Origin of the sequence: Pedobacter sp. KLB.chiD, from assembly GCF_047040275.1 — a bacterium.
GTDB lineage: Bacteria > Bacteroidota > Bacteroidia > Sphingobacteriales > Sphingobacteriaceae > Pedobacter.
Genome location: NZ_CP178207.1, coordinates 429,868 through 452,687, shown reverse-complemented (window position 1 = coordinate 452,687; position 22,820 = coordinate 429,868). Strand labels below are relative to the sequence as shown.

Below are 22,820 nucleotides of genomic sequence, written 5' to 3'. Positions count from 1 at the left end.
TTCTATCTACATGCTGATTAAGACTATGATCCCAAAAAAGACAACTTTTAAATTTCTTTGTTTATTATCTGTATGCATATTACTTGCCAGTTGTGCTGCCAGGAAAGAGCATAGTCTGTTTAACGCTCCCAGCGACATCGTTACCGATACCATTAAACAGGTGTATGTAGTAAATGACCAGGGCATTAGTGATGCCTATTATAAAATAAAAGTGAATGACCAATTGGCTGTCCGAAACCTGCAAAACAAGGAATTTGGCGCAACTGCAGCCGCCAACGGCAATGCAATTGGTAACCAAACAGCAAGTGGATCTATTAATAATACGCTTTCTTATCTGGTAGACGTAGACGGGACAGTAAACCTTCCTGCTATCGGAAAAGTGGAGGTATCGGGCCTTAGCAGACGGGAAGCTGCCATTAAAATACAGGATTTATATGCCAAAAAATTACTCCGCGATCCTATTATAGAACTCAGTGTCGTAAATTTAAAGGTTACTTTATTGGGAGAATTTAGCAAACAAGGAAACTTTTTACTGGAACGGGAAAATGCAACTTTAATTGATATTATTGGCGAAGCCGGCGGAATAAGCAAAACAGCAGATCCTAAAACCCTTAAAATTATCCGTGGTGATAGAAGCCGCCCGGAAATTATTTATGTCAATTTAAACGACATTAACAGCTTAGCCAGCAAAAAATTGGTTCTTCAGAACAATGATATTATTGTACTCCAACAAACCAAGAGTTCGGCATTAAGCGAAAAGTTAACAAGTGTGAACAATATCATACAACCTTTGCTCGTGGTAGTTAACCTGGCTGTTTTAATCTTTACACTAACCCGCTAATGAATCAAACAACACCAACCGAAAACAGAAAGTTAGCCAGCCAGACCATCAACTACTGGAAAATCGTATTGATTTTTTTAAGCAGGTGGTATTGGGTAGCCGGAACGGTATTGATCAGTTTTGTACTAGCATGGTTATATATACGGAGTATCACTCCTATCTATATCACTTCTGCTTCGCTAAAGTTAGATGACGACCAACAGCAACAAATAAGCTCGCTTCCTGGCTCACCAGTAAATTATAATCCTTTTAATCAAAACAAGATCCAAACCGAGGGCATTATCATGCGTTCGGAAGATGTTATTTTAAATGCGTTGAAAAACCTGGATTATAAAATCAGTTACTTTTTGGAAGGCAGGATACGTGAAACCGAACTTTATCCAAAACAGCCTTTTCAGATTGATATTCTTACTCAAGATTCTGTTAATTTTAGCAGGGCTACCTATTTTGTTAAACCTGTAGACCGCACAATCTTCGAGCTATCAAGTAGCGATGATAACAAAAAAAGTGTAACAAAATACCGTTATGGGCAAGCAATTAATGCCGGAAATATGGTATTTGCCATTAAAACCGAAATCCCTGCCGACGCAAAGTACAGTTTCAAATTTAATGGGATCAGAGATTTGTATGGCAGGGCTGCTGGTGGGTTAAATGTATTTGAACAGGAGAAAAACACCAATATTATGGGCGTTAGCCACACCGATAGCAATCCGGTTTTTTCTGCTAATATACTCAACGAAATAATTAAACAATATGTTAAGAATGACGCTACACTAAAAAAACGATCGGCCAAACAAACCATAGATTATCTGGATAGCCAGATTGATTTTTTAGATGCACAGGTGCATAAGGCGGGGAATAAGCTCTCTAGTTTTCAAAGTGATAATAAAATCATCGATCCCAATACCGATAAACAATTGGGAAGTTCTAAACTGAGCAATTTACAAAACCAGGTTGCGGAATTGCAACTGCAGGAACTTGGCATCCAACAGTTAGAAAACCAGGTTAAAAATAACAAGGACCGGATACAACTTAACCTAAATTTAGAAGGTACAAACAATACACTGCTCACCGGTTTAATTACACAACTCAACGGACTCATTATCAACAGGGAAAATAAATTACAGAATTTTAATGCCGATGCCCAGCCCGTCCAGGATATTAACCGCCAGATTAATGAAGTAAAACAGGCCATTGCAACCAATATCCGTTTGTTACATGAGCGAAATCAAAAAACCATTAGCTACCTAAGGGGGCAAATTGGACAAGCCAGTAACGCCTTGAGCAGCATTCCGGCCAAACAGAACGATTTTGCCAAACTACAGAGTAATTTCGACATCAACCAACGCATGTTTTCGATGCTGTTTGAAAGAAAACTATCTGCGCAGATTAGCGCCGCAGCCGTGGTTTCAGGTGCTACCATCATCAGCGTTGCACAGCCTTCGTTTTTTCCCATTTCTCCTGTGCCAAGGAAAATTTATTCTTCATACCTCTTTATGGGCTTATTTACCGGGCTTGGTTTAATCCTATTGGTCAGAATATTAAATCCTTATCTATATGATATTGAAACAATAGAAGGCTTAACAGCAACACCTATTATAGGGATAATTTTAAAATATCCTAAAAAAGTGCAACCAGGCGAAAGTGTTTTATCAATAGAACGCCCTAAATCTATATTTGCCGAATCGGTCAGATCTGTAAGGACAAACCTGAGTTTTATGGCCAGCGATCAGGATACTAAGGTAATTTGCATTACTTCTGAAGTTTCAGGAGAAGGAAAATCTTTTGTGAGCTTAAATCTGGCTGGTACATTATCTATTATCGATAAAAAGGTGATTTTAATTGCTGCAGATCTGCGGAAATCGAAACTCCACCATGCCTTTGGTTCCGACAATCGTATAGGTTTAAGTAATTATCTGTCAAGACAGGCTGATTTATCTGATATTATATTTAAGGATGAACGGCACAATATCGATTATATTACCTCTGGCCCGGTACCTCCAAATCCATCAGAACTGCTCCACCACAAATCTATGACAACACTGATCACCACACTGAGGGAAAGTTACGAGTATATTATTATCGATACTGCACCAGTTGGCCTGGTTTCAGATTCTATACCACTGATTAGAAAGGCTGACATCAATCTTTTCATTATCCGTTCAGGAGTTTCCAAATTCAGGGCAGCCACCATTCCCGATCGCTTATCAAAAGAATACGGCCTCAGCAATATTGCCATTATCCTGAATTCATTTGGTGATGAAAAATTACATGCAAATATTTATACCACCAACTATGCACATAGCAATAGCGGAACATACTATTATTCCAACTATACTGGATACGGAAAAAGCGGCTATTATAATGATGAGAAAAATTGGTGGGAATTTTGGAAGAAAAAAGAGTAGATGTCAAATATTGTAGAACATTTTACAGCTACAAAAGCACAAAACAAAAAGATTCAGGATAAGGTTAAGCCAAATGATAGATCAAAATTATAGATGGTATCCGGTTTATACACACTCAAGGGCAGAAAAAAAGGCTAATGAAGAACTGAACAGAAAGGGCATCCAGACTTATTTACCCCTTAAAAAGGCAGTTAAACAATGGAGCGACCGTAAAAAAATCGTTGAAGAGCCCTTGATTAAATCTTATCTATTTGCGTATATTTCGGCGAGAGAGTATGCAGAAGTTTTGATGACCAATGGTGTAGCCAGGTTTATTTATTTCTCTAACCGGGTCGCTTCTATTCCCGATCAACAAATCCTCAACCTTAAGCTCTTGCTCGCTACAGATGCCGATCTGGAAGTTATAGATTATGATATTAAACCAGGGGAGAGCGTGATAATTAAGGCGGGACCTTTTAAAGGAATTAAGGCAGAATTGGTATCTGTACATAATAAGCAACGTATTATTTTACGTTTAGAAGATATGGGCTATTCGATCAACATTAATACGTCAATAGCTTTTATAGAGCCTATTTAGGATGGCAAATGTAAGAGGGAAGATGGCAAACAATGCCTTGGCGGCACATAAATGCTGGTGTATAAGGCTTCAGCTTATGGAGAAATAACAAATTAATCGGTCATTTTTAAAAAAATAATGTGACTGAGGAGGCGAAGCTGTATCCGGTGCAGAATAAACAGCCTAAATTTAAGATAAAAGAATGTGTCGCATAGCAGGCATCATCAATAGTAAAAAACCGTTCGCAGAAGTTAATCAACAGGTAAAAGCCATGTGCGATAGTATGCAACACGGGGGACCTGATGACTATGGCATTTATGCTGTCGAAAACATGCGCCTATGTTTAGGTAACCGCAGATTGGCCATTTTAGATCTGAGTTCAGCCGGGCATCAGCCAATGTTAAGCCATAAAGAAGACCTGGTGATTACCTACAATGGAGAAATTTATAATTATCTGCAGATTAGAAGCGAATTAATCAATTTAGGTTATATATTTAAAACACAAACAGATACAGAAGTAATTCTTTACGCGTACCAGCACTGGGGAGAAGCAGCCTTCGGAAAATTTGGTGGTATTTTTGCGTTTTGCATTTTTGATAAAAGAGAACAATGTATTTACCTGGTTCGCGATCAAAACGGAGTAAAGCCACTTTATTATCATTTTAATCATGAAACATTAACTTTTGCATCAGAAGTAAAAGCTTTCAGGCAGGCTGACATCTTTCAGGAAAATGATTATTGGCGGATCTATTATCTTGCTTTTGGGCATATTCCGGAACCTTACACCACCCTTGAAAATGTATATACCTTAGGTAAAGGCTGTTTTCTGAAATATCATATCAGAAGCAGGGAGCATTTTATTCAATCTTACCATGAGTTTGAAAACAAAGCTTATATCACCAATGAAAACCTGGCTATAGCAAGAATCCGCGAACAGCTTGGTTATTCGATCAAACAACAAATGATTGCTGATGTTGATATAGGTGTATTATTCAGTGGCGGTATTGATTCGAGTATCATTACCATATTGGCCAGTCAATATAATCACAATCGCTTATCAAGTATTTCGGCCAATTTTAACGAAATAGATTTTTCTGAAAAAAAACAACGGAACAACCTGCTCCAGAACATCCATATTCAAAACATTGAACAGCTGATTACCTATCGCGATTTTGTACAAAATTTCGAAACTGTTTTAGCCAGCATGGACCAGCCTACAAATGATGGGATTAATACCTGGTTTGTATGTAAAACAGCAAAAGCACATGGAATAAAAGTAGTGCTTTCCGGTTTAGGTGCCGATGAACTTTTCGGGGGCTACCCTTCATTTGACCGGATATATAAAATACAAAATCTGAATGGGCTGAGTAAAAGTGTTTTACGAAGTATGCGCTTCTTTAATCAGATCAGGTTTAAACGATTATACTACCTCAGTTTAAATTCTCCTATTGGCGAATATCTGTGCTTGAGAGGGGTTTATTCTCCCGATGTAATTGCCGAATTACTGGACATTGATATGAAAACAGTTATCGACTGCCTTGAAGAGATCCCCCTCCACCATGGTATCAAAAAAATCAGTAATGAAACCCGGGCAAGCTGGTTTGAGTTTAACATGTACATGCAAAATCAGTTATTAAAGGATACCGATTTCATGGGCATGAGCCATGGCGTTGAAGTAAGGGTTCCATTTCTGGACCGTAATTTTGTTGACCTAGTTCACTCCATCTCAACAGAAATTAAATTTGATTACGAACAGAAAAAAAAACTCCTTGTTGAGGCCTATAAAGAGGATCTTCCGGTAGAAACATGGAAAAGATCTAAGATGGGATTTACCTTTCCCTTTCAGGAATGGATGAGAAAAAGCCGCGAGATTGCCGATCCATCCCAATATGCAAATAAAAGGGCAAAATCGCTCATACAACTCTTTGGACAAAACAAATTGCACTGGAGTTCAGCCTTAGCCTTATATAGAATATATCATGCCAATTAAGGTGTTATTTTTAACGCTTAAAACTTTTAGTCTTACCGGTGGCATCGAGAAGGTTTGCAGAAGCTTGTGCCGTGTACTGTACGATTTGAGTGAAGAAGAGCTTCTTCAGTCGACAGTCTATTCCATGTATGATAAAAATACAGACCGCGATTCGAGGTATCTGAGCAAAAATCAATTCCATGGTTTTAATGGCAACAGAGAACGATTCGTAATACAATCTTTTTTAAGTGGGTTAAAAGCAGATGTAATTTTATTAAGCCATATCCATCTGATCAATATTGTCTATTTCATTAAAAAAATACATCCTCATAAAAAAATCTATTTATTGGCCCATGGGATAGAAATCTGGAAAAAGCTTTCAGATAGCAAACTTAGGATGTTAAATCAGTTGGATAAAATTATTTGTGTAAGCCATTTCACAGCAAATAAGATTATGGAAATGCATCAAATTCCCGCATCTCGGCTTGAGGTATTAAATAATTGCCTCGATCCTTTTTACTATCTGCCCAGGCATTTTGATAAACCACAGATTTTATTGGACCGCTATCATTTAAATCATGATAATACCGTGTTATTCTCCCTATCCCGGTTGTCTTCTTCAGAAAAGTACAAAGGATACGACCATACCATCGAACTGCTGCCTCAACTATTGGAGAAATACCCGAACCTGGTTTACCTTTTGGGTGGCAAATGGGATGCTGTAGAAAAGAAACGTTTAGATGATTTAATTGGTGTAAACCACCTTCAGAAACACATCAGGCTGATTGGTTTTATTGATGAGGCTGAACTTACCGAACACTTTTTACTGTCTGACATTTTTATCCTCCCGAGTAAAAAAGAAGGATTTGGAATTGTATTTATCGAAGCCATGGCCAGTGGCCTCAGGGTAATCGCGGGGAATAAAGATGGCAGTGCAGATGCGCTTAAAAATGGGTCGCTTGGTTTATTAGTTGATCCTGATGATCAGGAAGATATACTAAATGGTATATCTCTGTTACTAAAACATGACCAGACCAATAAAGAGAAAAAAAATCTTCAGGAAGAATGTATGCAAGCATTTGGATATAAACAGTACTTAAACTCCATCCGAACCCTGCTGCTTAATGAACAAATCAGTTCCAATCAGATTTAATTTGACTAATGGTGTGGTTAGCGTTTTGAGAACCAGGTAAAGAAACAAAGTCATGAAAACAACAAAAAAGAAATCATCACGGCGATATTATGGTTAAAGAAGAGCACGAGTGGACCATTGAGGCAAATTCCTCTTTATTTGATCTGAAGCTAACTGAAGTTTGGGCCTACCGCGACCTGCTGGTGCTATTGGTCAGAAGAGATTTTGTTTCATTCTACAAACAGACCATTTTAGGTCCGCTTTGGTTTTTTATTCAACCCTTGTTTACCACCATCATTTTCACCTTCATTTTTGGCAATTTGGCGGGCATCTCAACGGATAGTTTACCGAAGCCTTTATTTTATATGGCTGGCATCACCGCCTGGAACTACTTTGCAGATTGTTTAACTAAAACCTCATCAGTTTTTAAAGATAATGCAGCCATTTTTGGAAAGGTATATTTCCCCAGATTAATTATGCCACTCAGTATTGTGGTAAGCAATTTGGTACGTTTTGGCGTACAGATGGCCTTATTTCTGATTTTAATGGCCTATTATTATTTCTCTGGTGCTAATTTTGGAATGAGCTGGGCCATTTGCCTCTTCCCTCTTATTGTTGTATTAATGGCCTTATTGGGCTTAGGTGCAGGAATGATCATCTCTGCGATGACCACCAAATACAGGGATCTGGCTTTTCTCATCAGTTTTGGTGTCCAGTTACTGATGTATGCAACGACGGTAATTTACCCACTCTCGGAAGCGATTAAAAAATATCCTGCATATGCATGGATTATTCAATATAATCCCATGACGCCGATTATCGAAACATTCCGCTATGGTTTTCTGGGTGAAGGAAGTTTTAGCTGGTTTAGCTTAGGCTACGCCACAATTATTACCCTGACATTATTGTTGCTCGGTACGGTCGTTTTTAACAAAGTAGAACGGAATTTTGTAGATACAGTATAAGTTACTGCATATGTTTGTTTCCCACCCCATATAATCTGAATATATTTAAATGTCAGACATTGCCATTAAAGTAGAAAATTTAAGTAAAGCCTATCAACTTGGGCAAATCGGAACCGGCACCATCAGTCGCGATCTGGAACGATGGTATGCACGCATCAGGGGAAAAGAAGATCCTTTCTTGCGCATTGGTGAAAGCAATGATCAAAATACCAAAAGTGAAAGCGATGTAGTATGGAGCTTAAAAGATATCAATTTTGAAATCGAACAAGGAGATGCGGTTGGTATTATCGGCAGAAATGGGGCCGGCAAAAGCACTTTGCTTAAAATACTCAGTAAGGTTACCGCGCCTACCACCGGTAAGATATCTGGCCGTGGCCGCATTGCCAGTTTGTTAGAAGTAGGTACAGGCTTCCATCCCGAGTTAAGCGGCCGCGAAAACATCTTTTTAAATGGAGCCATTTTGGGCATGCGCAAAAAAGAAATCCAGCGCAAACTGGATGAAATTGTAGATTTTGCCGGAATAGAAAGATATCTGGATACGCCAGTAAAAAGATATAGCTCTGGAATGTACGTTCGTTTAGCATTTGCTGTTGCTGCACATCTGGAAAGCGAAATACTGATTGTAGATGAGGTTTTAGCTGTTGGCGATGCAGAATTTCAGAAAAAATGTTTGGGCAAAATGGGCGAAGTGAGTAAGGGAGAAGGCAGGACGGTATTGTTTGTAAGCCATAATATGGAGGCAGTTACCAATCTTTGTAAAAATGGAATTATGCTAAAACATGGGCAACTTGATTTTGTAGGTGACTCGAGCTCAGCCGTCAGACACTATCAAAGCAATAACCTAAATACTATAGAAAGTTGGGAAAATACGCGAAAACTTAACAGCCCACATTTTACTTTCCTGAAATGCAAGGTCTCCGGAAACCAGCCCAATCTAAAACTGGTCATTGAATTTAAGACCAATTCAGTCATCAAACATCCAAACGCATTTGCAGTATTTGGTATTAAAGGAAGTATGGGAGGAACACTCATGGAAGCTATTCCTAACCTGACTCCATTTATCACATTTAGTGGAAACGAAACTTCGCACAGCTGCGAAATCATATTAAACGGCTTTATCCCCGGCCACTACTCAATTTATGCATGGCTTGGCGCGAGTGAGGCCGAAGGTTATGATTGGGTGGATGACGTGCTCCATTTTGAAATTATGGATGCCCCTATGCCCGATAGAACTTTTCCATATAGCCCAAGAACCGGCTATATGGTGGCAGAATCGAAATTAATTACCAGTGAATAGTTTATGATCGAAGAGGTAGTGTATCAACAAAAACAGTTGGCAATTATTATTCGAGCCAACTATAAAAAAGAAGGAATTTCTTTCTTTACACCAGGTGATTTTTCTCAACAATTAGGCTATATGAACAGGCCCCAGGGATATATTATTGATCCACATGTTCACAATTTGGTCGAAAGAAAAGTTACCTTAACTCAAGAGGTTCTATACATCAAATCGGGAAAAGTAAGAGTAGATTTTTATAATGATGAGCAAGATTATTTAGAAAGCCGGATTGTAGAAACCGGCGATGTAATCTTATTGGCCTCAGGCGGACATGGTTTCGAAATGCTGGAGAATACCGAGATGATCGAAATTAAACAAGGCCCCTATTGTGGCGATGAGGATAAGGTTAGATTTGACCACGCACCTGAAAAAATAAACCTTATTTCAAAAAAAAATGAACCAGAATTTTAAGTTGTATAGTCAATATTATGATCTTTTATACAGTGATAAAGATTATCCCGCCGAAGTTCGCTACATCGAGCAATTAATTAATCAGTATCGCCCTGAAAGTAAGCGCATATTGGAACTAGGATCTGGAACAGGCAAACATGCTAATTTGCTGGCTGAGAAAAACTATGATATCCTGGGTTTGGAGCGCAGTGCCGAAATGGTTGCAATTGCCAATAAAAACAAGTTGAAAAACGTCGATTTTAAAGTAGCAGATATTACTGAATTTCAGATAGATCAATCTTTTGATGTAGCTTTATCGCTTTTCCATGTGATCAGCTATCTTACCGATAACCAAAGCTTAATTAATACATTTAAGAACGTTCATCATCATTTAAATGAAAACGGGCTTTTCATTTTTGATGTTTGGCATAGTACAGCAGTAAATTTTCTGGTACCGGAACAGCGTACCAAAACACTTCAAAACGAAGTTATTCAGATTACCAGGCATGCAAATCCTATTATTAATACCGAACAGAATATAGTGGAGGTAAATTACACAATAGAGGTGAAGGAATTAAAAGATGGCACAACGTTTCATATTAAAGAATCACATCCTATGCGCCATTTTTCTAAACCAGAAGTCGAATTATTAGCTTATGCCACCGGATTTGAAGTAATTCATAACGAGGAGTTCTTAGGCAAAGCCATACCTTCTGCAGAAACCTGGGGCGTATGTTACATTTTAAGAAAGCTATCATGAATCCAATCCCTGTTAATACGCCCCTACTTAACGGCAATGAATTAAAATATTTAACCGAATGTATTGAAACGGGCTGGATTAGTAGTGAAGGACCCTTTATCAGTAAATTCGAAAAGCAATTCAGCGCTTACATCGGTCGTGATCATGGCATAGCCGTGAGTAACGGTTCTGCCGCATTGGATATTGCAATTAAAGCTTTGAACATCGGTCCTGGCGACGAAGTTATTATGCCTACTTTCACAATTATCTCTCCAGTCCAATCTGTGGTTACTGCTGGTGCGTTGCCCGTATTGGTAGATAGCGACCCCTTAACCTGGAATATGGATGTAACACAGATCGACGCTAAAATAACTTCCAGAACCAGAGCGATTTTAGTGGTACATATCTATGGATTACCAGTAGATATGGATCCGGTAATTGAAATCGCTAAAAAACATAACCTCAAAATAATTGAAGATGCCGCAGAAATGCATGGCCAAACCTATAAAGGTAAAATGTGCGGTAGTTTTGGCGACATCAGCATTTTTAGTTTTTACCCGAATAAGCACATTACTACGGGAGAAGGTGGGATGATTATGACCAATGATGAAGCACTTGCCCAACGTTGCAAAAAGCTAAGAAATTTATGTTTCGAGCCTAATGGTCCACGTTTCATTCACCACGAAATTGGATGGAATTACCGAATGACCAACCTACAGGCGGCACTAGGCCTTGCACAACTGGAGCAAATAGACGGCTTTATTGAAAAGAAAAGAGACATGGGTATAGCTTATCAGACAGGCCTTTCATTTTTAAAAGATAAAGGTTACCAGTTACCCATTGAAAAAACGAGTTTCAGCGAAAATATTTATTGGGTTTTTGGAATTATAGCACCAACAATAGAAGAAAAAGAAAAAATGGTATCCCATTTAAGCGAAAGTAAGATTGGTACACGTCCCTTCTTCTGGTGTATGCATGAGCAACCTGTATTTCAAAAAATGGGGTTATTTAAAGATGAGAGATATCCAATAGCTGAAAAACTGGCCAGAAATGGATTTTATCTGCCTAGTGGACTTGGGCTAAAGCAAAACCAGCAACTTGAGGTGATTTCATGTATAAAATCAGATTTGATTTAAACTCCCTTGATTTTTAAGAAAATGTCAGAATTTAAATTACGCGTGGGTATTCCGATTGATTATTCTAGTTATGACATGCATGCAGGCGGATCATTTTCTTATGTAACGCAATTAATTGCAGGTATTGACAATCATACTTTTCCAGAAGGGATTGAGGTCATATTTTTAGATTACACCGGAAAGGCAGAAATCAAGAGTAAAAAAAAGGTGGTTAGTTTTCATCCGTTTCAAAAACATAGTCTTTCGGATCGTATCAGAAAAATAACCATCGAATTGTTAAAAAAACTCGGAAAGAATTTTTTTGGTAGTTTTTACAACTTCTTAGAGCGCAAACATGCCGAAAAAAGAAGTATAAATATAAAAAAGGCTCTGATAGAAATCAACATACACCTTATATTGTATGTAAAACCTGACGGTATCGACTTCAACTTTCCTTTCGTTACTATACATTGGGATATTGGGCACCGATCGACCTATATGTTTCCAGAATTTGGAGAATCTTTTGAAAGCCGAGAATCATATTATTGCCAAACTCTAAACCGTGCACTATATATATTAACTGAAACTCAAACTGGCAAAGACGAGCTGATTAATTTTACATCAATCAGTGAAAATAAAATTGGGGTGATGCCTATTTTTCCCGGCGCCGTCGTTAATGAAAATGTATCTGATGAAACTCAAAATGAGATACTAAAAAAGGCTGAAATAACTAAATATGAATTTTTTATATATCCAGCTCAGTTTTGGGCGCATAAAAATCATAATTTATTAATTGAAGCAATGCAGCAAATCAACAAGTTGTATCCTCGAATCAAATTGATTTTAACCGGTAGTAACAAAGGAAATCTTCCATACATCGAAGATCGCATTAAGGCCTCTAACCTGAAAGATACCATAAAAATACTGGGTTTTGTGAGTAATGAAGAGTTATTTACATTTTATAAGAATGCAATTGCTTTAGTTATGCCTACGTTTTTAGGTCCTTCGAACATGCCACCATTGGAAGCTGCAACTTTAGCTTGCCCAGTATTAATTAGCGATTTGGCGGGGCACAGAGAATTAATGAAAGATTACGCCACCTATTTCGACCCCACAAATGTTGACGATCTAATTGAAAAGATGCAGTCGAGCATTATGAACAAAACAGCAAAGAAATTTGATTCTAGTAATTTTAACATTCATGCTGCAATGTTAGCTTTACAGAAATCTCTGTTAAAAATCAGGTCCATAAGATCTACCTGGGGACATTAACAACATCATCATACGTCATAAATTGAATATTAACGAATTACTTCCAAACTTAGCGAGTTATAAAGAACAGTTTATCAACGGAGGCATTAGCTATCCGGTACCGACTATAAATTTTTCTGAAAATGGCTTGTTGGCAGAATTACCCAAAAGCATAAAAAAAGGTTGGCCTTGGGATAGACAAACCAAGCCAAGTCGGTATCAAAAAGATATCAAATGGCCCAAAATCACAATCGTTACCCCATCTTATAATCAAGGGAAATATATTGAAGAAACGATTAGGGCTGTGCTGCTTCAAAATTATCCTAACTTAGAATATATTGTTATGGATGGCGGGAGTACAGATGAAACCCAACAAATTCTGGAAAACTACTCTCCCTGGATTAGTTACTGGCAAAGTAAAAAAGATAATGGACAAGGGAATGCGATCAATTTGGGATTCAGCTTAGCTTCCGGCGAAATTTATGGCTGGATAAATAGTGATGATTTTTACATGGAGGATTCATTTTTTAAACTGGCAGAAGCCTATTCCAAAGGAAAACCGGATTTCCTCTACGGTGATTGCTTAGTGATAGATGAGAAAAAAAAGAAAATCTTTTACGAAAAAGCCAACTATGTGATTGCTAAATATTTGTTTTCGGGAGGAATACTGATGCAACATTCGTGTTTTTGGAAGGCAGAAATACATGAGCCGATTTTAGAACAACTCCATTGCGCGGTCGATTCGGAATTATGGTTCAGACTCGTTCCTAAAAGAAAGTTAAAACACGTTAAGTTTCCTTTAGGTATTGTAAGAATACAACCTGATGCTAAAACTCAAAACAGCTCATTCGTGGAAAAATGGAAAGCCGATAATACCTTAATCGCTCAGTTGCACCGGTTTGACAAAAATATTTCATTTTTCAAATATATCCAATCATGGTTTTATCCCAGGGAAGTGATTTATGTTCAAAAGCTATACAAATTTTTCAGCACGATAGATGAGCAAAAATATCTGTCTAAAATTAAAAATTTTGATGATCGTTAGGTATCCTTTGGTTTCATGATTTCAATCGTGACCTGCTCAATCAATCCGAAAAAATTAGCTTTGTTGCAACAAAGCCTTGTCGAAACTACGTTTCATCCTTACGAACTGATTGTTATTGACAACACCGAGCACAAATACAGCATTTGCAGTGCCTACAATTTTGGAGCTTCAAAGAGCAAATTTGAATACCTTTGTTTTGTGCATGAAGATATCATCTTTAAAACACAAAACTGGGATATTAATTTTATTAATCATTTCGAGAAAAATGCAAACATTTCATTAATTGGGGTAGTTGGAAATACTGTAAAAACTGCTTTCCCATCTGGTGTCTATTCCATCGTGCAACATACCAATCGCATGAATCAGTTACAAGCGGTTTTAAATGAAAAGCCAATTCATTATTACCATAACCCAAAATACGAAATGCATAGCGAAGTCGCCACTTTAGATGGCATGCTGCTGGGCACCAAAAAAATTTTTTGGCAAAAATATAATTTCGACGACTTGACATTAATGGATTTTCACGGCTATGATATTGATTTTAGTTTAGCAATGGCACAATTAGGAAAGGTTGTCGTGGTCTATGATATGCTAATTGAACATGCAAGCAGCGGCGGAAATACCGTTGCCTGGATCGAAAGCCAATTAAAAATAACAAAAAAATGGTCGGCTTCTTTACCGGTTCAAATAGAAGCCGATCACAAAACGCTCCGTGAAAGGGAGATTGATGATTTGAACCAATTCGCAATTTCGTTGTTGCGATCTAGGTACAGTTTGAAACTGGCTTACCAGTTTTGTTCGTTAGCCTTCTTGAGGAGACCGTTTCAACGAATCAATCTATTTTTTTTAAAACATTTGATGCTTCAAACCTTTAATGGATCGGGTTAACTATATTGTCTCAGACAAACTTGACTATTCGAAATTGATTTGCAATGATGCGGGCCCCGGCTATGCGAAATCTATGTCCTGGGATGTTGTGCGATTGAGTAGTTTAAAGAAATTTTCTTACAACGAAATTTATGTGATCGACAACAGGATTGACAAAAGTGAGTGTGATTATTTAGCCTCATGTATAACAGAAAATCCAGAGATTACTTTTATTGTCAAAATTGTTGATCCTTATCTTGAGCACCAAAATAGTTTCTATTATAAGTGGATCATCAGCATCTTAAAACACGAAAACATCAGGTTGTTGACTGTTTATGAACCAAAAGAACTAACTGCAGAATTCGCAGTATTGACTAACAAGCCCATAATTTACATTCCTTATGTTTACGATGAAGCAAAAGAACAACGATTGGATAATTTACTTCAAAGAAAAAGCAAAGTGATCATATCGGGTTCGATTAATAAAATTATTTACCCTTACCGTTCCAAACTCTGGTTAAAGAGCCGACGTAGCTTATCAAGAATTTTCTTTACCGTTTTAAAACATCCAGGGTATCAGGAAATGCAAGATTTGCCCCCAGCTCATAAGTTTGTTGCCGACAAGTTTATCTCCTATCTTTCTGGTTATAAATTTATGTTATTATGTGGTTCGAGATGCAATATAGAGTTCTTAAAATTTCACGAATGTGCCTATGCAGGCTGCATGCCAATCGGAGAGGCTCCTACCTGTTATCCAAATGAAATTAAGTCCCTTTTTAAAAAAATAAGTCCAATCACTATTTTCTTTTCTGCTTTGAAAGTAATAGCAAATTGGGAAGAAAGAAATCACATTGAGGTGGTTGAAAAATACAGAGATTTTTTAAGAAATAGCCGTAACCAAGCAGTGCTTCACCAATCATTTTTAGATCAGTTAAGACAAGCTAAATGAAAGTTTTATTTATACTTCCAGAATATTATCCGCACTCGGGAGGTGGTATTTCAACTTATTACATCCATTATGTCAAAAAAATCGCAGCTCAATGCGAAGAAGTAAAAGTAGTGATAGGCAGTGGTTATTTTCAGGGCAGCTCAGGTTTTGAAGATAATAACATCAAAACCGAAGATTTGAAGCCCTACCTGTTTTCCAAGTATCTGCAACAGTTTTCTCATCTGAGGCTGACTCCAGATTATCAACGAAATTTGGCAGCGGCCTGGGCAATGTGGGAACAGAGTAACGCTGGCGAAGGATATGATATCATAGAATGTACTGATTTTGCCTTAGGGTATGTCCCTTGGACAATCCATCACAGCAAACCAATAATAACCAGATTACATGGAAGTTACGGACAAATAGAACGACATGAACCCCAGCTAAACGACAAATTTAATGGGGACATTAATAGGAAAACAGAATTGCTTTTGCTCAATCGTTGCGATCAATTGGTTACGCATAGCGAACAAAACTGTAAGTTTTGGCAAAATATTTTTCCCAACAAACAAATTACTGTTGTATTACCGATTTATAAGGAACCATCAAAGCCACGACAAGTAACAAAAGAAAATTTTGGGATCGTTTGTGCCCGCATTCAGCGATGGAAGGGTCCTGAACAACTGTGTGAAGCCGTTGAATCGTTGTCCGACCCTTCTATTTTGATTAAATGGTATGGACGAGATACAGCCTATTCTTCTGAATTAAGTACCTCAGCATATCTAAAAAAGAAATATCCTACAGTGTGGGAAAAAACAATCGCACCTCAAAATGCATTGCCAAATCAAGAAATTAAGGTAGAACAAGCCAAAGCAAAATTCGCGGTTATTCCTTCAACTTGGGATATGTTCAATTTTACACTTTTAGAATATTTAAGTGTCGGTACTCCAGTGGTGTGTGCTGACGGTGCAGGATCATCATCCTTAATTAAGCACGGAGTTAATGGTTTTAAATATAAGGCAACTAATCCCAAAGAATTGGCAAATTGCCTAGCTCTCATTTCAAACTTGGACCAACAAGCCTATCAAAATATGATAAATGAGGGGTTTAAAACTATGCGCACAACGCTTTATGAAGATGCATTGGCGGAACAAAATTTTTCATTATATCGACAAACCTTAAAAACATTTAAAGCTTTGCCAAGTAACATTTATTTGGACCAACTCTTTAAACCTGTTTATAACAAAAACACAACTTCAGAAATTTTGAGAACTTTCCCGCTAAAGGTAATTTTCAAACATGTATTGCAAAGAATAAAGCAAAAAATAAGCAGATGATTTTGAAACCCTCACTTGCTTTATGTATTCCAGCGTACAATGCCGCACAGCATTTGCCAAGGATTTTAATGTCTGCGAAAAATCAGGAAATCCCATTTGATGAAATCCTTGTTTACGATGATTGTAGCAACGACAATACGAAAGACGTTGCCGAAAGTTACGGTGCTAAGGTGATCAAAGGAAAGATCAACGAAGGCTGTTCTTTTGGAAAAAACGAGTTAGCCGCTTATGCAAAATCTGATTGGCTACACTTTCATGATGCCGACGACGACCTTCTTCCCAATTTCACACAAGAAATACATCAGTGGATTGAAAAAAATGGCAATCAATACCAAGTTTTGCTTCTGAATTTTCGATACGTCAATTTCAAAAGTAATCTTGTATTAGGTGAAGCTAATCATAATGTTGATGCGATGCATGCTGATAGCCTTAAATATGCGATCGAACATAAAATTGTGAATTTCGGGGTATATAAAAAAGAAGATTTGATTAAAGCTGGAGGATTTGATCTTGACAAAAAAGTGCTTTATAATGAAGATAATGCATTTCATATTAGATTAGCTACAAATGGATTGAAATTCGACTATTTGCCAAAAATTACTTGCATTAATTACCAGTACGAGGAAAGTATGTCTGCATCAAACAGATTAAATTGTGCAAAAGCCAACTATTATGTTTTAGAAAAAGCGGTAAAAAATAGCGGTAAAAAATATCCAATCGAACTAGCAAGTGCGCTATTAGATGTTGCAACAATACTAGCTGCAGAAAATGATTGGAAATATGTGAAGAAGGCATTGAACTTAAGTAAACAGACCTATTCCAAAATAAAATTTAAAGGGAGTAACTCATTTAAGCTCTTATCATTAATTAATCCTCTGTTTGGATACTGGATGAGAGAGAAACTAATTAGATTTTTTAAGCCGAGTTTGAGAAAATGACTAATGAGCCTTTAATTTCAATTATTATGCCACTTTATAATGTTGAAATGTATGTTTCAGATTCAATTGAGTGTATTATAAATCAAACGTATTCAAATTGGGAACTTATTATTGTTAATGATGGAAGCACTGACAACAGCCTTAGTTTGGCAAAAAAGTTCGAATCTCCAAAAATAAAAATATACTCTCAAGAAAATCAGGGTCAATGTGTTGCGAATAACTATGGCTTTAAACAATCCAAAGGCGACTACATTAAATTTTTTGATTCTGATGATTTAATCTCCTTAAATATGCTGGAGGAGCAAGCGAAGTTATTAGCTAAAAACCCAACATCAATTATATCAGCAAAGTGGGGTCGTTTTTATTATAATGATATATCTACTTTTAAATTAAGTTGGGAAGAATGCTGGAAAGATTTAAAGCCAGTTGAGTGGGTTCTTAGCAGTTGGGAAAGTGGAAAATCCATGTTGCAATGTGGTTTATGGTTAATTCCCAGGACTACTCTAGAGAAAGTCGGATTATGGGATGAAAGTTTAACTGTTATCAATGATTTAGAGTTTTTCACTAGATTAATTTTAAATTCCTCAGAAGTTAAATTTTCAGACCAAAGTATTGTATATTATAGATCAGGTAACTTGGGAACTTTGTCTGGTGAATATGGACAAAAAGCGGTAGAATCATGTTTTAAATCTATTAATTTAAGCACCGGATATTTGCTCGAAAAGGATCAAAGCGATAAAGCAAAACAATGCGTAGCAAATGTATGGCAGTCATTCATTTATATGTGTTATCCTGATTATCCAGATTTACTGAAACAAGCAAATAATAAATTAAAGTTTTTACCAAAACCAACACTTAAATATTCAAATAATAAACGTTTGCTATTTAAAATTTTTGGTTGGAAATTTATAAAACGATTAAAAAAAATCCTTGATACATAGATTATTTTTTCCAGTTAAAAAGATACTGTCCAAATTTTTCGGCACGTACATAAAATTCAGTTTTTCCCAAGTAGGAGAAGACTTGATCCTCAAGTTTATAATAGATTCCCTAAAGTTGAAAAATATAACTTATTTGGATATCGGAGCAAATCATCCCTATAATATGAACAATACATATTTGCTTTACCTGTCTGGCTTTAGAGGTGTTTGTGTAGAGCCAAATCCTACACTTTACAATAAAATTAGGTTACATAGGAAAGAGGATAAATGTTTAAATGTTGGTGTTGGAATTGGTGGTGCAAAAAGTGGTATCTATTACCTAATGGATAATTCGTTACTCAGTACTTTTTCTGCTGAGGAAGCTAATAAAATTGAAAAGAATGGTGAAGGAAAAATTTTAAAGGCAATTCCAATGGATTTAATTAATGTTAATGAGCTGATTAGTTTGAATTTTAAAACCTGTCCTGATATTATCTCTTTAGATGTGGAAGGAATTGATGTTGACATATTAAATGAATTCAACTTCAAGATCTATCGACCTAAATTTTTTTGTATCGAAACTATTTCTTATTCAACCAACCTAACAGGTGTTAAATCTGATGAAATTATACAGCTAATGTTAAGGAATGGCTATAAGATTTTTGCTGATACTTATATCAATACCATTTTTGTAGAACAAAATCTTTTTAACTAGTGGGCCTTTTTAATAAAATAATTCTTAGGCTTAATAATTTCCTCCAAAAGAAAAAGAGGTTAAATAAATTAAAACATACACCAGCTAAGGATTTACATTCAGGACATATAGATTCTTTGGAGTTATTGGAACTTATTCAATCTGAGGCTCAAATTAATGTTATTGTTGATATTGGAGCAAATACTGGTACTTGGACTTTACTGGCAAAAAGCATTTTTTCAAATGCACAAATTTATGCATTTGAACCTTTAGAATTCTGCAGGTTAGAATTTGAAAAAAACACCAAAGTTTTGGATAATATTAATTTATATCTCAAGGCTGTTGGCAATGAAAATATTACTTCAAAGATCAATCTCAATTCTTTTGCAGACGCATCGAGCATCCTAAATGCTACGCCTTTACTTCACAGTTCATTCCAAATTAAAGAACTTGATAAATTAGTGATACAAATTGTTAAGCTCGATGATTTTTTTAAACAAGAAGGATTATTGCAACCTGATCTTATTAAGTTAGATATCCAAGGGTATGAACTTGAGGCCTTGAAAGGAGCTGTAATGCTCTTAAGTTCTGTTAAGTATATTATTATGGAAGTAAGTTTTATAGAATATTATAAGAATCAACCATTATTTGAAGAAGTAATCCTATTTATGAATTCAAACTATTTTAAGGTTAAAGCCTTTGGTGAAAATCTGCGAAATGGTAAAAACCTAACCCAAGTTGACATTTTATTCGTCAATCATCAGTCATGAATATCTTTCTAGCTTTCTTACAATCCAAAGTAAACCATAATATATCCGCTTATTCATTCTGGGAATATTATATTAAAAATGGAATTGAAGAAGCGGGATTTAATTGGTGCGAAGCTACAGTAGATTGGGCAGAAGGATTGGTACATCAACAAGGGACAGATAAGTTTAAAAAATGGAAATCTGATACTTGGGAGCTTACAGTTAAAGAGATTAAAAAACAACATGGTAATAAGCCAATCACCTATTTTTTAAGTTATTTTTATCCACAGCAAATTGATGAGCAGGCAATTAAAGAAATACAATCACTAGGAATTCCATGTGTAAATTTCTTTTGTGATAATGTGCGTGAATTTAAAAACGTGCCTAAAGAGTTTGCAGTATTTGATCTTAACTGGGTGCCTGAATACAATGCATTAAAAATGTATCAAAAACATAGCTATAACTTTCTAAACTTGCCAATGCCGATGTGGGTAAATTATAAAAATAGAAATCTTAAATTAAAGGAAGCTAATGAAATATCCTTTATTGGCTCAAAGGATATACAAAGAATCATGTTTTTAGAAGAAGTAATCAAGCAAAATATAAACCTTAAAATTTACGGCGCTGGCTGGATAAATGATGAAACAAAAGATTTAACTAAGCCGCTAAAAAAACCGAGTATCTTACAAACAGCTAACAATCAAATTGATTTTATCAAAAGATTTGGGTTTAGTAGTTATTTTGAAAAACTAAAACGCAATCATCATTCTTTTGAAATTTCATTGAAATTACAGCCTCAACTCAACGGAAAAATTGAATTTGAAGACTATATTAAAATTACGAAACAAAGTCTTATCACACTAGGCATTAATCGCTATCCTAGCTTCAATTATCCTTTAAAAAAGCCAAATACTTACTCAAGATTAAGAGATATTGAAGCCCCAATGCTTGGTGCGTGTTATCTTACGGAATATACAGAAGGTTTAGAATTTCTCTATGAATTAGGCACTGAAATTGAAACTTATAAGAGTGTTGAAGAACTATCAGAAAAAATAGAGCTCTTAAAAAAAGATAAAAATAAAAGAGACCACCTAAGAGTCGAAGGGCAAAATAGATCTTTAAATCAGCATAGCATTCCAAATTCACTTCGTAAAATCAACAATTATTTTAATGGATAATTAGAATGAGAATTGCCGTAACCGCTGATCCATTTATACCCGTTCCGCCTGTTAACTATGGTGGCATTGAAAGAATAATTCATTTTTTATTAGATGGCTTGAAAAAAAATGGTCACGATGTAATATTAGTCGCACATAAAGATTCTAATGTTAATGTTGACTTAATAAAGTATACTTCTACATCCAATGGTTTGATAGATCAATTGAAAAATATAGCTACTATTAACCAACTAAAAAAATGGCGCCCAGATATTATTCATAGTTTTAGTCGCCTAGCATATTTAGCGCCTTTTTTTATGACAGATGTACAGAAAATTATGTCATATCAAAGAAAGCCTACAATCGGACAAATAAAAAAAGCTCTAAGAATTTCACGCAAAGAAACATTAACATTTACTGGTTGTAGCAACTATATTACCAATCAAATCGCACCATTCGCTCCCGCAGAAACAATATATAATGGTGTAGACCAAAATATTTATGATTATCGCAATAGAGTTGAAGATGATGCACCATTGATGTCTTTAGGCCGAATCGAGCCAATAAAAGGAACCCATAATGCAGTAAAAGCAGCACTCAAAACAAATAGAAAACTCATCATTGCAGGCAATATTCCAACTGAGCATCAAAATTATTTTGACAGCGAAATTAAACCGTATTTAAACGATAAAATAGTTTATGTTGGGCAAGTTAATGACGATGAAAAAAACAAACTCTTAGGAATTGCGAGCGCCCTTTTAATGCCAATAGAGTGGAATGAACCTTTTGGGATTGTAATGGCCGAATCTTTGGCTTGTGGAACACCCATAATTGGTTATCGCAAAGGAGCTGTGACGGAGATAGTAGAACACGGAGTTAATGGTTACTTAGCTAACGATTTTGATGAGCTGTGCCAATATATAGAACAATCTGCTTTAATATCTAGAAAGAAAGCATATTTAAGTGCTGAAAATAAATTTTCTAGTAAAAAAATAGTGGAAAATTACATAAAGTTATACGATGCTATTTTACATAGATAATCTAATCAGGATTTGAAAAAGAGGCTCACCCCAATACTTTTAAATCACTTGAAGGAAATTTTAAATTAAATAATTTAGATACAAATATTTTATATCAATTTGCATTTGAGAAGATGACAAAGAAACTGTATTTTCAAATATTGGATCTGATGACCAAATAAAGTCATTGATGATAAGATTGGAACAAATAAAAGCATACACCTACAAATGAGAAAATTAGATCACTTATTTGTTCTTCTTACGATCTCTCCTTTGAAAAAAGATGTAGAAGGATGTGAATTATTTGTTGTAAAAGGAGCTTTAAAAAATCTTAAAATTTGTTCATCTATTTATTTTGAATACTCTGTTATTAACAAGTATAATTACCATCCTATTGAGATTATAAATCTTTTAAAATCACTTCACTTTTCAATATAGTTGCTAACTATTAACGGAGCAAA

Annotated in this window: 22 protein-coding genes; all 22 read left to right on the top strand. The window is 35.9% G+C overall.

What is annotated here, in order from left to right:
* Positions 1-25 precede the first annotated feature (25 nt).
* The 22 genes from ACK1I8_RS01845 to ACK1I8_RS01740 all read left to right on the top strand — a co-directional run bounded on the left by ACK1I8_RS01845 (position 26) and on the right by ACK1I8_RS01740 (position 22,797).
* The gene (locus ACK1I8_RS01845) at positions 26-841 is read left to right on the top strand and encodes a polysaccharide biosynthesis/export family protein (RefSeq protein WP_412467670.1); all 816 of its coding nucleotides are present in this window, start codon (positions 26-28) and stop codon (positions 839-841) included.
* Positions 841-3,249 (top strand): GumC family protein, encoded by a 2,409-nt coding sequence (locus tag ACK1I8_RS01840; RefSeq protein WP_412467669.1) that lies wholly within the window; start codon positions 841-843, stop codon positions 3,247-3,249. Before ACK1I8_RS01845 ends, ACK1I8_RS01840 begins: the two co-directional genes overlap by 1 nt.
* Positions 3,250-3,322: 73 nt before the next feature.
* The gene (locus ACK1I8_RS01835; protein ID WP_412467668.1) at positions 3,323-3,826 is read left to right on the top strand and encodes a UpxY family transcription antiterminator; all 504 of its coding nucleotides are present in this window, start codon (positions 3,323-3,325) and stop codon (positions 3,824-3,826) included.
* 181 nt (positions 3,827-4,007) lie between these two features.
* The gene (gene asnB, locus ACK1I8_RS01830) at positions 4,008-5,795 is read left to right on the top strand and encodes an asparagine synthase (glutamine-hydrolyzing) (protein WP_412467667.1); all 1,788 of its coding nucleotides are present in this window, start codon (positions 4,008-4,010) and stop codon (positions 5,793-5,795) included.
* Positions 5,785-6,927 (top strand): glycosyltransferase family 4 protein, encoded by a 1,143-nt coding sequence (locus tag ACK1I8_RS01825; RefSeq protein WP_412467666.1) that lies wholly within the window; start codon positions 5,785-5,787, stop codon positions 6,925-6,927. Before asnB ends, ACK1I8_RS01825 begins: the two co-directional genes overlap by 11 nt.
* Positions 6,928-7,016: 89 nt before the next feature.
* Positions 7,017-7,871: an ABC transporter permease gene (locus ACK1I8_RS01820; RefSeq protein WP_412467665.1), complete on the top strand. Its 855-nt coding sequence runs from the start codon at positions 7,017-7,019 to the stop codon at positions 7,869-7,871.
* Positions 7,872-7,920: 49 nt separating this feature from the next.
* Positions 7,921-9,168, top strand: a complete 1,248-nt coding sequence (locus ACK1I8_RS01815) for a polysaccharide ABC transporter ATP-binding protein (protein ID WP_412467664.1) — start codon at positions 7,921-7,923, stop codon at positions 9,166-9,168.
* A gap of 3 nt (positions 9,169-9,171) precedes the next feature.
* Positions 9,172-9,621, top strand: coding sequence for a hypothetical protein (locus tag ACK1I8_RS01810; RefSeq protein ID WP_412467663.1), 450 nt, complete (start codon positions 9,172-9,174; stop codon positions 9,619-9,621).
* A complete protein-coding gene (locus ACK1I8_RS01805; protein ID WP_412467662.1) occupies positions 9,605-10,360 on the top strand; it encodes a class I SAM-dependent DNA methyltransferase in 756 nt (251 codons plus the stop codon). Before ACK1I8_RS01810 ends, ACK1I8_RS01805 begins: the two co-directional genes overlap by 17 nt.
* Positions 10,357-11,475, top strand: a complete 1,119-nt coding sequence (locus ACK1I8_RS01800) for a DegT/DnrJ/EryC1/StrS family aminotransferase (RefSeq protein WP_412467661.1) — start codon at positions 10,357-10,359, stop codon at positions 11,473-11,475. The genes ACK1I8_RS01805 and ACK1I8_RS01800 overlap by 4 nt, the downstream gene beginning before the upstream one ends.
* A gap of 21 nt (positions 11,476-11,496) precedes the next feature.
* Positions 11,497-12,726, top strand: coding sequence for a glycosyltransferase family 4 protein (locus tag ACK1I8_RS01795; protein WP_412467660.1), 1,230 nt, complete (start codon positions 11,497-11,499; stop codon positions 12,724-12,726).
* Positions 12,727-12,748: 22 nt separating this feature from the next.
* A complete protein-coding gene (locus tag ACK1I8_RS01790) occupies positions 12,749-13,750 on the top strand; it encodes a glycosyltransferase family 2 protein (protein ID WP_412467659.1) in 1,002 nt (333 codons plus the stop codon).
* A gap of 15 nt (positions 13,751-13,765) precedes the next feature.
* A complete protein-coding gene (locus tag ACK1I8_RS01785; protein WP_412467658.1) occupies positions 13,766-14,638 on the top strand; it encodes a glycosyltransferase in 873 nt (290 codons plus the stop codon).
* Positions 14,625-15,566, top strand: a complete 942-nt coding sequence (locus tag ACK1I8_RS01780; RefSeq protein WP_412467657.1) for a hypothetical protein — start codon at positions 14,625-14,627, stop codon at positions 15,564-15,566. The genes ACK1I8_RS01785 and ACK1I8_RS01780 overlap by 14 nt, the downstream gene beginning before the upstream one ends.
* The gene (locus tag ACK1I8_RS01775; RefSeq protein ID WP_412467656.1) at positions 15,563-16,882 is read left to right on the top strand and encodes a glycosyltransferase family 4 protein; all 1,320 of its coding nucleotides are present in this window, start codon (positions 15,563-15,565) and stop codon (positions 16,880-16,882) included. Before ACK1I8_RS01780 ends, ACK1I8_RS01775 begins: the two co-directional genes overlap by 4 nt.
* The gene (locus ACK1I8_RS01770; protein WP_412467655.1) at positions 16,879-17,820 is read left to right on the top strand and encodes a glycosyltransferase family 2 protein; all 942 of its coding nucleotides are present in this window, start codon (positions 16,879-16,881) and stop codon (positions 17,818-17,820) included. Before ACK1I8_RS01775 ends, ACK1I8_RS01770 begins: the two co-directional genes overlap by 4 nt.
* Positions 17,817-18,761: a glycosyltransferase family 2 protein gene (locus ACK1I8_RS01765; RefSeq protein ID WP_412467654.1), complete on the top strand. Its 945-nt coding sequence runs from the start codon at positions 17,817-17,819 to the stop codon at positions 18,759-18,761. The genes ACK1I8_RS01770 and ACK1I8_RS01765 overlap by 4 nt, the downstream gene beginning before the upstream one ends.
* On the top strand, positions 18,751-19,455 hold the full coding sequence (locus ACK1I8_RS01760) for an FkbM family methyltransferase (RefSeq protein ID WP_412467653.1): 705 nt from the start codon (positions 18,751-18,753) through the stop codon (positions 19,453-19,455). Before ACK1I8_RS01765 ends, ACK1I8_RS01760 begins: the two co-directional genes overlap by 11 nt.
* Complete coding sequence (locus ACK1I8_RS01755) at positions 19,455-20,204, top strand: FkbM family methyltransferase (protein ID WP_412467652.1); 750 nt, start codon at positions 19,455-19,457, stop codon at positions 20,202-20,204. Before ACK1I8_RS01760 ends, ACK1I8_RS01755 begins: the two co-directional genes overlap by 1 nt.
* Complete coding sequence (locus ACK1I8_RS01750; RefSeq protein ID WP_412467651.1) at positions 20,201-21,361, top strand: glycosyltransferase; 1,161 nt, start codon at positions 20,201-20,203, stop codon at positions 21,359-21,361. The genes ACK1I8_RS01755 and ACK1I8_RS01750 overlap by 4 nt, the downstream gene beginning before the upstream one ends.
* A gap of 5 nt (positions 21,362-21,366) precedes the next feature.
* A complete protein-coding gene (locus ACK1I8_RS01745; RefSeq protein WP_412467650.1) occupies positions 21,367-22,380 on the top strand; it encodes a glycosyltransferase in 1,014 nt (337 codons plus the stop codon).
* 165 nt (positions 22,381-22,545) lie between these two features.
* Positions 22,546-22,797 (top strand): FkbM family methyltransferase, encoded by a 252-nt coding sequence (locus ACK1I8_RS01740; RefSeq protein ID WP_412469340.1) that lies wholly within the window; start codon positions 22,546-22,548, stop codon positions 22,795-22,797.
* Positions 22,798-22,820: the final 23 nt, after the last annotated feature.

Excerpts from the sequence above, each read along its gene's own strand:
- ACK1I8_RS01845 (WP_412467670.1), top strand. The coding sequence starts at position 26 with ATGATCCCAAAAAAGACAACTTTTAAATTTCTTTGTTTATTATCTGTA.
- ACK1I8_RS01840 (WP_412467669.1), top strand. The coding sequence starts at position 841 with ATGAATCAAACAACACCAACCGAAAACAGAAAGTTAGCCAGCCAGACC.
- ACK1I8_RS01835 (WP_412467668.1), top strand. The coding sequence starts at position 3,323 with ATGATAGATCAAAATTATAGATGGTATCCGGTTTATACACACTCAAGG.
- asnB (WP_412467667.1), top strand. The coding sequence starts at position 4,008 with ATGTGTCGCATAGCAGGCATCATCAATAGTAAAAAACCGTTCGCAGAA.
- ACK1I8_RS01825 (WP_412467666.1), top strand. The coding sequence starts at position 5,785 with ATGCCAATTAAGGTGTTATTTTTAACGCTTAAAACTTTTAGTCTTACC.
- ACK1I8_RS01820 (WP_412467665.1), top strand. The coding sequence starts at position 7,017 with ATGGTTAAAGAAGAGCACGAGTGGACCATTGAGGCAAATTCCTCTTTA.
- ACK1I8_RS01815 (WP_412467664.1), top strand. The coding sequence starts at position 7,921 with ATGTCAGACATTGCCATTAAAGTAGAAAATTTAAGTAAAGCCTATCAA.
- ACK1I8_RS01810 (WP_412467663.1), top strand. The coding sequence starts at position 9,172 with ATGATCGAAGAGGTAGTGTATCAACAAAAACAGTTGGCAATTATTATT.
- ACK1I8_RS01805 (WP_412467662.1), top strand. The coding sequence starts at position 9,605 with ATGAACCAGAATTTTAAGTTGTATAGTCAATATTATGATCTTTTATAC.
- ACK1I8_RS01800 (WP_412467661.1), top strand. The coding sequence starts at position 10,357 with ATGAATCCAATCCCTGTTAATACGCCCCTACTTAACGGCAATGAATTA.
- ACK1I8_RS01795 (WP_412467660.1), top strand. The coding sequence starts at position 11,497 with ATGTCAGAATTTAAATTACGCGTGGGTATTCCGATTGATTATTCTAGT.
- ACK1I8_RS01785 (WP_412467658.1), top strand. The coding sequence starts at position 13,766 with ATGATTTCAATCGTGACCTGCTCAATCAATCCGAAAAAATTAGCTTTG.
- ACK1I8_RS01780 (WP_412467657.1), top strand. The coding sequence starts at position 14,625 with ATGGATCGGGTTAACTATATTGTCTCAGACAAACTTGACTATTCGAAA.
- ACK1I8_RS01775 (WP_412467656.1), top strand. The coding sequence starts at position 15,563 with ATGAAAGTTTTATTTATACTTCCAGAATATTATCCGCACTCGGGAGGT.
- ACK1I8_RS01770 (WP_412467655.1), top strand. The coding sequence starts at position 16,879 with ATGATTTTGAAACCCTCACTTGCTTTATGTATTCCAGCGTACAATGCC.
- ACK1I8_RS01765 (WP_412467654.1), top strand. The coding sequence starts at position 17,817 with ATGACTAATGAGCCTTTAATTTCAATTATTATGCCACTTTATAATGTT.
- ACK1I8_RS01750 (WP_412467651.1), top strand. The coding sequence starts at position 20,201 with ATGAATATCTTTCTAGCTTTCTTACAATCCAAAGTAAACCATAATATA.
- ACK1I8_RS01745 (WP_412467650.1), top strand. The coding sequence starts at position 21,367 with ATGAGAATTGCCGTAACCGCTGATCCATTTATACCCGTTCCGCCTGTT.